Here is a 13,481-nt window from a genome sequence, read left to right as displayed (position 1 = left end):
CAGGGACATTTCCGTCCGGCGTCAGTGGCCATTCGCATATGCAAGGCTTTGAATAAATGAAACTTCGTCAGTTTCATCAACCATATTCAGCGGGTCATGTGTATCCCAAGATTTCGCCAGTACATTCCCGCCAAAAGCGCGAATCGACAGCTAAAACAACCGGAAAGCCTAGCCACCGCCGGCGCGCTGGGCGTTGCGCCGTTCCAGACCGAGCTGGTGCTCGCGGTGGATGATGTAGATGCCGGCGGCAACGACGATCGCCGTACCGACCATCATGTGCCCACCTGGCACATCGCCGAAGACGACATAGCCGATTACGCCACCAAGCAGGATCGATGTGTATTCGAACGGCGCAACGGTGGAGACATCGGCATGGCGATAGCTCTCAGTCAGCAGGATCTGCGCCACCCCGCCGCAAAAACCGGCGACGATGAGATAGAGCGTCGTTTCCAGATCGAGCGAATACCAGCCGAAAGGCAGCGTCAGCAGCGAGCAGAGCGAAGCGATCATCGAGAAGTAGAGTACGATCGTCGCCGTCCTCTCCTCTTCCACCAGTTTGCGCACCTGGATCATCGCCATGCCGGCCAGCACTGCCGACATCAGCACGCAGATGGCGCCGAGAGCCTGCTCGGCCTCGATGCCGCCGGCGCGAAACAGCGTCAGCTTCGGCCAGGAGACGATCGCCACACCGACGATGCCGAAGAACACCGCGCTCCAGCGGTAGAGCCGCACGCGCTCGCGCAGGAAGACGGCCGCGAAGATGACGGCGATCAGCGGCGTCGCATATCCAAGCGCGATCGCCTCGGGCAGCGGCAGATGCATCAGGCCGTAAAAGCCGAAACCCATCGAAACGATGCCGATCGTACCGCGCTTCACATGGCCGATAGGATTGGCGGTGTAAAAGGCCGCCTTCAGCTGCCCGCGATATGCAAGATAGGCCATGATCGGAAAGAGCGCGAAGAAGGAACGGTAGAACGTGACCTGCCCCGGAGCGACGTCAGTTCCCGCAAGCTTGATGAAGGTCTGCATGCCCAGGAACACGACCACCGACGAGACCTTCATCAGGATCCCCCTCATCGGGTTTCTCAGTACCGATTCCATGTCTTCCAATGCTCGCTTGCGGGAGGGGCCGCCGACTCGGCGGCACATCGAAGTGCGGCACCATCGTAACCAAAGAGATCAGGCGTTGGGAAAAATTTCCGAAGAAAAGCGAATTTTGCGGACGTGCCAGGAAAAGTCCGCACGCCATGCGGAAAAGAAAGATCAATGGTCTTTGCTTTAAGTTTAGTTCAGACTTTAATGTAATCATCGCCCCCAAAATTTACGGCGGGGATTCCGTCCCTGTCTCGGTCATATCGATAAAGGTCTTCAGGGAACACTTATGCGTACAGACACAGGCCAGGTCATTAATCTGGCAGACTACCGGCCCACCGATTTCGTCCTTGAGCGCGTGGACCTGACCTTCGAGCTTGACCCGACGGAAACGAAGGTCGAGGCGCGGCTGATCTTCCATCGCCGCGAAGGCGTCGATCCGAAGACGCCGCTGATCCTCGATGGCGACGAGCTTTCCCTGTCCAGCCTGCTGTTCGATCAGATGGAAATGCCGGCGGAGCAATATACCGCAACGGCCGACAGTCTGACGGTCCGCGATCTCCCTGCGAGCGAACCGTTCGAACTGACGATCACCACGATCATCAATCCTTCCGAGAATACCCAGCTGATGGGCCTCTACCGCACCGGCGGCATCTACTGCACGCAGTGCGAGGCCGAGGGCTTCCGCCGTATCACCTATTTCCCCGACCGCCCTGACGTTCTGGCGCCCTATACGGTCAACATCATCGCCGACAAGGCGCAGAACCCGCTGCTGCTCTCCAACGGCAACTTCCTCGGCGGCGCCGGTTACGGCGAAGGCAAGCATTTCGCCGCCTGGTTCGATCCGCATCCGAAGCCGAGCTACCTCTTTGCGCTGGTCGCCGGCGACCTCGGCGTCATCGAAGATACGTTCACGACGATGAGCGGCCGCGAAGTGGCGCTGAAGATCTATGTTGAGCACGGCAAGGAGCCCCGCGCTGCCTACGCCATGGACGCCCTGAAGCGCTCGATGAAGTGGGACGAAGAGGTCTTCGGCCGCGAATACGACCTCGACATCTTCATGGTCGTCGCCGTCTCCGACTTCAACATGGGCGCGATGGAGAACAAGGGCCTCAACGTCTTCAACGACAAATACGTCCTTGCCGACCCGGAAACCGCGACCGATGCCGACTACGCCAATATCGAGGCGATCATCGCGCATGAATATTTCCACAACTGGACCGGCAACCGCATCACCTGCCGCGACTGGTTCCAGCTCTGCCTGAAGGAAGGCCTGACGGTTTATCGCGACCACGAGTTCTCGTCGGATCAGCGCTCGCGCCCGGTCAAGCGCATTGCCGAAGTCCGTCATCTGAAGTCCGAGCAGTTCCCGGAGGATGGCGGCCCGCTCGCCCATCCGGTGCGCCCGACAAAGTATCGCGAAATCAACAACTTCTATACGACGACGGTCTATGAGAAGGGCAGCGAAGTGACGCGTATGATCGCGACGCTGCTCGGCAAGAAGGCCTTCAAGAAGGGCATGGATCTCTATTTCGATCGCCATGATGGCCAGGCCGTCACGATCGAGGATTTCGTCAAGTGCTTCGAGGAAGCCAGCGGCCGCGATCTCTCGCAGTTCTCGCTCTGGTATCATCAGGCCGGCACGCCGCTGGTCACCGCTTCCGGCACCTATGACGCCAAGGCCAAGACCTTCACGCTGCAGCTCGAGCAGATGGTTCCGGCCACACCCGGCCAGGCGGACAAGAAGCCGATGCATATCCCGCTCAGCCTGGCGCTGTTTGCCGAAAGCGGCAAGGCAATCAAGCCGAAGTCGGTCGAAGGCGCGGAATATGCCGATGAGGTCCTGCATCTGACCGGCCGCACGCAGACCGCCGTCTTCCACGGCATTGCCTCGCGCCCCGTCGTCTCGATCAACCGCAGCTTCTCGGCGCCGATCAACCTGCATTTCGATCAGGCACCGGCCGATCTCGCGCTGCTTGCCCGCCACGAGACCGATCATTTCGCCCGCTGGCAGGCGCTGACCGATCTGGCGCTGCCGAACCTTCTCAAGGCCGCCCGCGATGCGCGTGACGGCAAGGCGGTCGCCTGCGAACAGACCTTCGTCGACACGCTGCTTGCAGCCGCCTCCGACGACGCGCTGGAGCCCGCCTTCCGCGCCCAGGCGCTGGCGCTTCCGAGCGAAGCCGATATCGCCCGCGAACTCGGCGGCAACAATGATCCCGACGCGATCCATGCCGGCCGCCAGGCGGTGATGAAGCAGATCGCCGATCAGGGTGCTGCCATCTTCGCCACGCTGTTCGAAACGATGACGACACCGGGCGCCTTCAGCCCGGATGCCAAGAGCGCCGGCCGCCGCGCGCTGCGCAACGCCGCCCTCACCTATCTCTCCTATGCGGAGAACACGCCGGTTCGTGCCAAGGCCGCCTTCGACGCCGCCAACAACATGACCGAGCTTCTGCATGCTCTGACGCTGCTGGCGCACCGCTTCCCCGACAGCGCCGAAGCGATCAGCGCGCTGACCGCCTTCCGCGACCGCTTCTCCGAAAACGCCCTCGTCGTCGACAAGTGGTTCTCGGTGCAGGCAACGATCCCGGGTGCCGGCACGCTCGACCGCGTCAAGAAGCTGATGGACAGCCCTCTCTTCAAGCGCACCAATCCGAACCGCGTGCGCTCGCTGATCGGCACCTTCGCCTTCACCAACCCGACCGGCTTCGGCCGCGCCGATGGCGAAGGCTACCGCTTCCTGGCCCGCGAGATCCTCGACATCGACCAGCGCAACCCGCAGCTCGCCGCCCGTATCCTGACATCGATGCGGTCGTGGCGCTCCCTGGAGCCGGCGCGTGCGGATTTCGCCCGCGCGGCCCTGATGGAAATCGAACGGGCGCCCGGTCTTTCGACCGACGTGCGCGACATCGTCGAGCGTACGCTCAAGGGGTGATTTGCAAGCGAAAGGCTTCGCCGCTATCGGCGGAGCCTTTTCGGAATCCCCAAAAAATCAGCACTTATAAATAGTTAACAGATTTTTACCTTTGCCTCTGGACACGGCGAATCAGGAGTGATTCATTGGGTCAGGTTCGAGCGGCGGCGCTGCGAATCACACGAGGGATCAAGGTTATAGCGATGATGAACGTGCGGCGGGCAACTGCGGCCGAGGGACGGCTGCGTGTTGATTTCGGGGCGTTGCGGGGTTGGTCTCGGGCCACTCAGAGCAGCCGGCCGGCCGTCAGCCGTTCCGGCGCTCCGCGTCTTCCACAGGTCGAAACCATCCTCAAGCGCGCCATCCCGGCGCTGATCATCGCCTTTCTCTCCGTCGTTGCCGCCTCGCACATCTTCGGGATGATGTCGGAATATTCGCGGATGGGCGCAGCCGCCCGCCACGCAACGTCGCTCTCGGCTGCTGCGGCGGCCGCCGTCTTCACCGATGCCGGTCAGCTCTTCGAGGCCGGCAACGCCGCCGAGGCGCAGGCCCGCCTTTCGAAGTTTTTGCCGCAGGACCGGCTCGACAGTGGCTCGTTCATTCTCCTCGTCCAGGCGAGCGGCAAGGTCTTTGCCGCATCGGCTGCGGGCGTCTCCTATGTCGGCTCCAACGTCGCCGACTTCTTCCCCGAAGTCTCCGCCATCCGCCGCTTCGGAGACCGCGCCGGCGTCATCGAAACGACGATCAGCGGCGATCCCCATTATGCCGAGATCAGCCTCGTCGGCGGTGCGGGCGGCTATATCGTCGCCGCCACCTCGCTCGATCAGATCGGCAAGCTCTGGCGCGAGGAGCTGACGCTCAACGTCACGCTGTTTGCCGGTATTTCCTCGATCCTGCTCGTCATTCTCTATGCCTATTACATGCAGGTCCGCCGCGCCCGTGATGCCGACGACATTTTCGTCGAATCCAACCAGCGCGTCGAAACCGCACTGTCGCGCGGCCGTTGCGGCCTCTGGGATTTCGATTTCGAAAACCGTGAATTCTTCTGGTCGCGGTCGATGTACGACATGCTCGGCCTGCCCGCTTCCGACAAGACCATGTCCTTCAACGAGGCTGCCCGCCTGATGCATCCCGAAGATGGCGGCCTGCACGAGATCGCCCGCTCGATCGCCAAGGGGACCTCCGGCCAGGTCGACCAGATCTTCCGCATGCGCCATGCCGCCGGTCACTATGTCTGGATGCGCGCCCGCGCCCAGATGATCCGCAGCAATTCCGGCCGCATGCACATGATCGGCATCGCCATGGACGTCACTGAGCAGCACCGGCTGGCTCAGCGCTATGCCGAAGCCGACCAGCGTCTCGCAGACGCGATCGAGTGCACCTCCGAGGCATTCGTCCTCTGGGACAAGAACGACCGCCTGGTCATGTGCAACGCCCACTTCCAGCAGGCTTACGGCCTTCCTGACAGCGTGCTGGTTCCCGGCACAGAGCGCAGCGTCGTCAATGCCGCGGCCGCCCGCCCGGTCATCGAGCGCCGCATGGTCGATCCGAACGGCGCCGGCCACTCGCGCACCGCCGAAGTGCAGCTCGCCGACGAGCGCTGGCTGCAGATCAACGAGCGCCGCACCCGCGACGGCGGCATGGTCTCGGTCGGCACCGACATCACCCTTCTGAAGCGCAACCAGGAGCGCCTGCGCGACTCCGAGCGCCGCCACGTCGCAACCATCGGCGACCTCAAAGCATCGCGCCAGACGCTCGAACACCAGAAGGCCGAGCTGTCGGTCGCCAACGCCAATTACCTCGTCGAGAAGGAACGCGCCGAAGCCGCCAACAAGGCGAAGTCGGAATTCCTCGCCAACATGTCGCATGAGCTGCGCACGCCGCTCAACGCCATCCTCGGCTTCTCGGAAATCCTGCAGAACCAAATGTTCGGCCCGCTCGGCTCGCTGAAATACGACGAATATGCCCGCGATATCCACGACAGCGGCCAGCACCTGCTCAACGTCATCACCGACATTCTCGACATGTCGAAGATCGAAGCCGGCCACATGAAGCTGCACCGCGAGACCGTCGATCTCGCCCCGCTCATCGAAGAGAGCCTGCGCTTCACCGCCATTCCGGCTGCCGAGAAGAACATCGTCATCGAGCAGCGCCTCTGCGAGGGCATGACGCTGACCGCTGACCGCCGCGCCATGAAGCAGATCCTGCTCAACCTGCTCTCCAATGCCGTGAAGTTCACCAATGACGGCGGCCGCATCGCGCTTCGCACCCGCCGCGACGCCAAGGGCCTGATCGTCACCATCGCCGATACCGGCATCGGCATCCCGCGCAAGGCGCTGACCAAGATCGGCCAGCCTTTCGAGCAGGTCCAGAGCCAGTATGCCAAGAGCAAGGGCGGCTCGGGTCTTGGCCTGGCAATCTCGCGCTCGCTCACCTCGCTGCATGGCGGCAACATGCGCATCCGCTCCCGCGAAGGCGTCGGCACCGCCGTCACCTTCCGCATCCCGGATGCTGCCCGCTAAGCTTTAACGGTTACCTGAAAGATCTTCCGCACAGCCTTCGACAGCCGTTTCACTTCGCCTTCCAGCGTCTTGATGTCAGGGCAATCGCCGGCGCGGCAGACGAGCTCGACGAGGCCAGACGGCGCCTCCTTCGGATCGAACAGACCATCGATGCAGAGCCGGATCAGCTGCGACAGCTCCGTATAGAGATTGAATGCCTCGAGGCAGGTGTCGAGATCGGCAGGCGCCATCAGCTTGCCGCCGAGCGCCTTCAGCGCCTCGCCGGTATTCAACCCGTTGACCTTGACCACCGAAGCCTTGGCCGGCGCCACCAGCGCCAGATACTGAGCGATGAACTCGATATCGATAACACCGCCCGCGATCAGCTTCAGATCCCAGCCGCTCTCCGGCGCCTTCTCGTTGTCGATCAGATTGCGCATCTCGGCGACATCGCGGGCGACCTTGGCGATATCGCGCTTGGCAGACAGGACATCGGAAATGATCCGCTCGGCAGCTTCCGTTAAGCTCGCATCGCCGCAGATCAGCCGGGCGCGGCTGAGCGCCATATGCTCCCAGGTCCAGGCTTCCTCACGCTGATACTTCTCGAAGGAATTGATGCGCGTCGCCACCGGCCCCTTGTTGCCGGAAGGGCGAAGCCGCATGTCGACTTCGTAGAGAATGCCTTCCGCCGTCGGCGCCGAGAAAGCGGCGATCAGGCGCTGGGTGATACGGGTGAAATAGCGCAGCGCATCGAGCGGCTTCTCGCCGTCGGATTCGGCAGCCGTATCGTCGTAATCGTAGAGCAGGATGAGATCGATATCCGAGCCAGCCGTCAGCTCGAAACTGCCGAGCTTACCCATGCCGGCAACGGCAACCCTGCCGCCCGGGAAACGGCCATGCGCCGCCTCGATCTCCTTCAGCACGCCGTCCAGCGCCGCCTCGATGATCAGATCGGCAAGATCGGTAAAGGCCCGCGCCGCCATGGCGCCGTTGATCGCCCCGGTCAGCAGCCGGATGCCGATCAGGAAACGCTGCTCGGCGGCGAAGATGCGCAGCCGGTCCAGCAGTTCCTCGTAGTAGCGGGCCTGCACCAGCGATGCCTTGAGACGCTCGCCGAGATAGTCGCGCGTCGGCAGTTCCGCCATCAGGCCGGGATCGAGCATGCCGTCGAAGACATGCGGCTTGGCGGCAATGACCTCCGCCAGTTTCGGCGCCGAGGACATGATGTTGACGATCAGCGACAACAATGCGGGATTGCTGCCGAGCAGCGAGAACAGCTGGATCCCGGATGGCAGGCCGGAAATGAAGCTGTCGAAGCGCAGCAGCGCCTCATCGGCCCGCTTGCTCTCGCCGAAGACACGCAAGAGCTCCGGCGTCAGTTCGGTCAGCCGCTCGCGCGCCTCGACGGATTGCGTGGCGCGGTAGCGGCCGTAGTGCCAGGTGCGGATGATGCGGGAAATGTCCGACGGGCGCTCGAAGCCGAGACGTTTCAGCGTCTCCAGCGTATCAGGGTCGTCGTTCTGGCCGGTGAAGACAAGATTGCCGGTATCGGTCGAAAGCTTGTTTTCCTGCTCGAACAACCGCGCATAGCGCCGCTCCACCGTCCTGAGCACCTCCACCAGCTTCTCGGAGAAGCTCGGCGTATCGCTGAAGCCCATCATGAAAGCGATGCGTTTCAGATCGGCTTCCGTTTCCGGCAACAGATGCGTCTGCTCGTCACGCACCATCTGGATGCGGTGCTCGACATCGCGCAGGAACCAGTAGGCATCCGTCAGTTCGTCGCGGGTTTCCGCATCGATCCATTTCGCCTTGGTGAGCTCGGCGAGCGTCTCCTCGGTGCCGCGGCTGCGCAGCACGGGCATACGCCCCCCGGCGATCAGCTGCTGCGTCTGCGCGAAGAACTCGATCTCGCGGATACCGCCGCGGCCGAGTTTGACGTTGTGCCCCTTCACCGCGATCGCCCCGTGCCCCTTATGGGCGTGGATCTGCCGCTTGATCGAATGGATATCGGCGATCGCCGCATAGTCGAGATATTTGCGGAAGACGAAGGGCACGAGACCGCGCAGGAAATCCTCACCAGCAGCGAGATCGCCGGCAACCGGCTTCGCCTTGATGAAGGCCGCCCGCTCCCAGTTCTGCCCCCTGCCCTCGTAATAGATCATCGCTGCATCGACCGAGATCGCCAGTGGCGTCGAGCCGGGATCGGGACGCAGGCGAAGATCGGTGCGGAACACATAGCCGTCGGCGGTCCGTTCCTGCAGGATGCGCACCAGCCGCCGCATCAGCCGCGGATAGATCTCGATCGCATCATCAGGATCGGGCACGATGCCCGCCTGCTCGTCGAAGAAGACGACCAGATCGATGTCGGAGGAGTAATTGAGTTCGGAGGCGCCGAGCTTGCCCATGCCGAGTACGATCAGGCCGGAGCCCTCGCTGGGCTTCGAGACATCCTTCAGGACCAGCTTGCCGCCCTCATGCGCCGACATCAGCAGATGGTCGATCGCAGCGGCGACCGAGGCCTCGGCGAGCGCGCTCAGCCAGCCCGTCGTCTGGCGGCCGTCGAAAATCCTGGTGAGATCGGCAAGTGCGATCAGGAAGGCGACCTTGCGCTTGATCTGCCGCAGCCTCGCCATGACGGCGGATTCGGCCGGCAATGCGCCGTCGACAGGTTTCCAGCAGGCGCGCGCCTCCTCGATCAGCCCTTCGATCTCAGGCTCCAGCGGCGCCGAGATCGCCGCGGCGAGAACGGCATTGTCGATATTGGCGACCTCCCGCAGATAGGGAGACAGGGTGAAGGCGGCGGCGATGAAATCGAGCAGCGGCCCACCGGACTTCACCATCGCGGCAACGGCGGGCTCTTCGCGGCCGATCTCCGCGAGATCGCTCAGCGCCAGCTTCAACTCGGCCTGGTTCAGCGGCTTCAGCGCCACCTCGCCAGCGTCCTTCAAGAGATGTGTCGACTTCTTCAGCATCCCGCCTCCCTGCCGCAACGCGCCGGATTCGCGTTGTCTCGCATGCGCTTAACCTAGAGCGGCAAACGCCGGGAGCCAATACCGTCTTTCAGTGCTCGAAACTCAGGCGGGCTTGACCGGAAAATGCATGGTCACCGTCAGGCCACGCCCTTCTTCCTTGTCGGGATAGGTGTCGGAAAGCTCGAGCGTACCGCCATGCAGTTCCATGACGGCCTCGACCAGCGACAGGCCAAGCCCGGTCCCCGGCTTCGACCGGCTCTCGTCCAGCCGCACGAAACGCTTGATCACCGCCTCGCGCTTGTCGGCTGGCACACCGGCGCCGCTATCGGCGACCGAGAGGCAAATGGCGTCCTGCCGACGCGCCAGCTTGATGGCGATCTGGCCGTGGCCGTCGCAATCGACGGAATATTTGATGGCATTGTCGATCAGGTTGAACAGCGCCTGGCCGATGAGCTCGCGGTTACCCTGCACCGAAATTCCAGGCTCGATATCCGAGGTCAGCGTCAGCCCGGCATCGTCGGCCACCGGCTCGTAGAGCTCGGCGCTGTCGGCAACGATCGCCGAAATCTCCACCGTCGACATCTCGGCAGCCACCGATCCTGCCTCGACACGCGAGATCATCAGCAGCGCGTTGAACGTCCGGATCAGCTGGTCGGATTCCGAAATGATCCCTTCGAGCGCCACGCGGCGCTGCTCGCCGTCATCGGTATCCACCGCGTCGGCCGCCTTGTTGCGCAGCCGCGTCAGCGGGGTCTTCAGGTCGTGGGCGATATTGTCGGAAACCTGCCGCAGTCCTTCGTTGAGCTTCTCGATACGCTCCAGCATGGTGTTCAGCGACACCGAAAGGCGGTCGAATTCGTCGCCGGAGCCGCCGACCGGCAGGCGCTGCGAGAGGTCGCCGGCCATAATCTTCTTGCTCGCCGCCGACATGCGGTCGATGCGTTTCAGTGCGTTGCGGCCGATACCGAACCAGATGATCAGTGCGCCCAAGCCCATAATCGCCAGCGCCACCATGAGCGCCTGGCGAACCAGCACGCGGAAGCGCTCGGGTTCGCCGAGGTCGCGCCCGACCAGAATGCGCAAGCCATTGTCGAGCACAAAGATATTGGCGATCGCCATATGCCGGCGGTCGAGACCGCTTTCGGCATAGCGCTGGTAGAAGAAGGGAACCGAGGTCCAGCCCGTCTCCTCGAAGACACCGGGCTGCACCGAGGCTACGTTACCCGCCAGGATGTCGCCAGAAGGGCCGGCGATGATGTAGAGATTGGCGCCCGGCTGGCGGGAGCGGCGCTCCATTGAGCGCAAGAGCGCGTTGATGCCGCCGGTGTCATAAGCGCGTTTGACCTGATCGACTTCCTGCTGCACGGCCTCGCGGATCTGCCCCGTCAGCAGGCGCTGCGACATCGCCGTCACATAGATAACGAGCGTCGCGGCGCAGATGGCGAAGAGCAGGATGTAAAGGGCCGAAAGGCGGACTGCGGTAGATCGGAAGAGAAACCAGAAACGGTTCATCCCTCATCCTTGATCATGTAACCCGCCCCGCGGATCGTCTTCAGCAGCGGCTGGCTGAAATCCTTCTCGATCTTCGAGCGCAGGCGCGAGACATGCACGTCGATGACGTTGGTCTGTGGATCGAAATGGTAATCCCAGACATTCTCGAGAAGCATGGTGCGGGTCACGACCTGACCTGCATTCTTCATCAAGTACTCGAGAAGACGGAATTCGCGCGGCTGCAGCGGGATTTCCTTGCCGCCGCGGCGCACTTCGTGGGAGAGCCGGTCGAGTTCGAGGTCGCCGACGCGATAGACGACGTCCTGTTCCGGCGTGCCCTTGCGGCGACCGAGAACCTCGACGCGGGCGAGCAGTTCGCTGAAGGCATATGGTTTCGGCAGATAGTCGTCGCCGCCGGCGCGCAGGCCGGTCACGCGGTCATCGACCTGGCCGAGAGCCGAAAGAATGAGAACGGGTGTATGAACGCCCTTGCGGCGCAGCTCGCTGATGACGGAAAGGCCGTCGCGGCGCGGCAGCATGCGGTCGATGACGATGACGTCGTAGGTATTTTCCGAGCCCATGAAGAGACCGCTCTCGCCATCACTTGCGTGATCGACGACGATCCCGGCCTCGCGAAAGGCTTTCGTCAGGTATACCGCAGCTTCGAGGTCATCCTCGATGATGAGAATCTTCATGCGGCTGACATTACCTGCCGGTTTTGTTTCGGCAAGGCTCAATACGTCTTCCTGTTGCGCTTGGGTCATCGCGGCACCTGTGGATGGAACGGAAGGGAGCCGCGCTGGGCTGGAAGCGCGGCTCCCCTTCTCTGGCGCATCATGGGGATGCGCCGGTCAAGGCTGTGGGGGATCAGCCTTGGCTGTTGATCGGAAGGGCGACGAAACGGCTGCCGTCCTTCGACTGGATCTGGAAGAGCGCCCGGGTGCGGCCGTCCTTCTTCGCCTGGTTCAGAACCTTGACGACATCGTCAGCGCTGGAAACCTGCTGGTTGTTGACCGAGGTGATCGTCTCGCCTTCCTTGATGCCCTTGTCGGCAGCGTCGGAATTCGGGTCGATACCGGTGATCGCCAGGCCCTTGCCGTCATCGGCCGGGCCAACCGTCAGACCGAGATCGGCAAGCGCCTTCTCGGAAGCCGGTGCCTGCGGCTCCTGCTGCTGGTCGCTGTCGTCGTTGGAAGCGTCCTTCTGGTCTGCCGGCAGCGTGCCGAGCTCGACGTTGAGGGACTGCGCCTTGCCATCGCGCCAGATCGACACTTCGACCTTCTTGCCGGGCTGCATCGCGCCAATGCGGCGGCTGAGATCGCGGGCATCTTTGACCGGCTCGCCATTGACGGCGGTGACGACGTCTCCCGCCTTCATGCCGGCCTTCTGGCCGGGCGTGCCGTCCTGAGCGGAAACGACGAGCGCGCCGTTGGCTTCGGAAAGGCCGAGAGAGTCGGCGATGTCCTTGGTCACCGGCTGGATCTGCACGCCGAGGTAACCGCGCGAAACCGTACCGTCCTTCATCAGGTCGGCAACGACGTCCTTGGCGGTCGAGGCGGGAATTGCGAATGCGATGCCGACGCTGCCGCCCGACGGCGAGAAGATCGCGGTGTTGATGCCGACGACCTGGCCGTTGAGGTTGAAGGTCGGGCCACCGGAGTTGCCGCGGTTCACGGCGGCATCCACCTGCAGGTAGTCATCATACGGGCCGGAGCCGATGTCGCGGCCGCGGGCGGAGACGATACCCGCGGTCACCGTGCCGCCGAGGCCAAACGGATTGCCGACTGCGACAACCCAGTCGCCGACGCGGACATTGTTGTCGTCGGCCCAGTTGACGTAGGTGAACTTCTTGCCCTTGCCGTCGACCTTCAGCACGGCGAGGTCGGTGCGCGGGTCCTTGCCGATCAGCTTGGCGTCAAGCTCGGTGCCGTCGTTCATGACAGCAACGAAAGCCGAACCGTCGGAAACGACGTGGTTGTTGGTGACGATATAGCCGTCTTCGGAGATGAAGAAGCCGGAGCCCTGGGCAACGGGACGCAGACGGCCGGGGCCGCCAGGACCGCCGGGGCCACCCGGACCGCGATCGCCGAAGTGGCGCGGCGGACGCTGCTGGCCATCCTGGCCGTCACCGCCGTTCGGACCCTGCTCGCCGAACTGCTTGAAGAAGCGCTTCAGCGGGTGATCGTCCGGCAGGTCGTCAAAACCACGGCCGTTGAAATCGAAGGAGAAACCGTTGCCGTCGTCGGAAGCCGGCTTGATGCGGGATTCGACGCGGACGGAAACGACGGCCGGCGAAACGGCGTCGACGACATTGGCAAAGCTCGGAACCTGCGGCGCCTGAACATTGACGGCTTCGGCATAGGAACGGGTGATCTCAAGCGGCACGCCAGTGGCAAGCACGGCGGCTGCGAGACCTGCGACGGTCGAAGCCTTGAGCGCAGTGGCAAGGGAGGGAGTCTTGAACATTATAGGCACCTTCTCTTCTTCATTTAGTCGGTCCGGCCCCCG

General features: G+C 63.0%; 7 protein-coding genes. 2 read left to right on the top strand and 5 right to left on the bottom strand.

Features of this window, described 5'->3' with window-relative positions:
• Nucleotides 1–168 precede the first annotated feature (168 nt).
• Nucleotides 169–1,101, bottom strand: a complete 933-nt coding sequence (locus tag ABIE40_RS05725; RefSeq protein ID WP_112719645.1) for a DMT family transporter — start codon at nucleotides 1,099–1,101, stop codon at nucleotides 169–171.
• Nucleotides 1,102–1,381: 280 nt separating this feature from the next.
• On the opposite strand from ABIE40_RS05725, the gene pepN reads away from it, so the two are divergent.
• Together pepN and ABIE40_RS05715 are read left to right on the top strand one after the other, a co-directional pair.
• A complete protein-coding gene (gene pepN / locus ABIE40_RS05720) occupies nucleotides 1,382–4,030 on the top strand; it encodes an aminopeptidase N (protein ID WP_199626651.1) in 2,649 nt (882 codons plus the stop codon).
• Between the two features lie 182 nt (nucleotides 4,031–4,212).
• Nucleotides 4,213–6,531: a PAS domain-containing sensor histidine kinase gene (locus ABIE40_RS05715; protein ID WP_199626643.1), complete on the top strand. Its 2,319-nt coding sequence runs from the start codon at nucleotides 4,213–4,215 to the stop codon at nucleotides 6,529–6,531.
• Here ABIE40_RS05715 and ABIE40_RS05710 read toward each other — a convergent pair.
• The 4 genes from ABIE40_RS05710 to ABIE40_RS05695 form a co-directional block, all read right to left on the bottom strand.
• On the bottom strand, nucleotides 6,528–9,482 hold the full coding sequence (locus ABIE40_RS05710; protein WP_199626635.1) for a bifunctional [glutamine synthetase] adenylyltransferase/[glutamine synthetase]-adenylyl-L-tyrosine phosphorylase: 2,955 nt from the start codon (nucleotides 9,480–9,482) through the stop codon (nucleotides 6,528–6,530). The genes ABIE40_RS05715 and ABIE40_RS05710 overlap by 4 nt on opposite strands.
• 102 nt (nucleotides 9,483–9,584) lie before the next feature.
• Nucleotides 9,585–10,994, bottom strand: coding sequence for a sensor histidine kinase (locus ABIE40_RS05705; RefSeq protein WP_112719649.1), 1,410 nt, complete (start codon nucleotides 10,992–10,994; stop codon nucleotides 9,585–9,587).
• Nucleotides 10,991–11,737 (bottom strand): response regulator transcription factor, encoded by a 747-nt coding sequence (locus ABIE40_RS05700; RefSeq protein ID WP_281438209.1) that lies wholly within the window; start codon nucleotides 11,735–11,737, stop codon nucleotides 10,991–10,993. The genes ABIE40_RS05705 and ABIE40_RS05700 overlap by 4 nt, the downstream gene beginning before the upstream one ends.
• A gap of 103 nt (nucleotides 11,738–11,840) precedes the next feature.
• Nucleotides 11,841–13,439 carry a Do family serine endopeptidase gene (locus tag ABIE40_RS05695; protein ID WP_130278639.1) on the bottom strand — a complete coding sequence of 533 codons (1,599 nt, stop codon included), beginning with the start codon at nucleotides 13,437–13,439 and terminating at the stop codon, nucleotides 11,841–11,843.
• Between the last annotated feature and the right edge of the window lie 42 nt (nucleotides 13,440–13,481).

Origin of the sequence: Rhizobium sp. OAE497, assembly GCF_040546565.1 — a bacterium.
Classification (GTDB): Bacteria; Pseudomonadota; Alphaproteobacteria; order Rhizobiales; family Rhizobiaceae; genus Rhizobium.
Note: the sequence above shows the minus strand (reverse complement) of the source record. Positions and strands in the feature narration are given on the sequence as shown.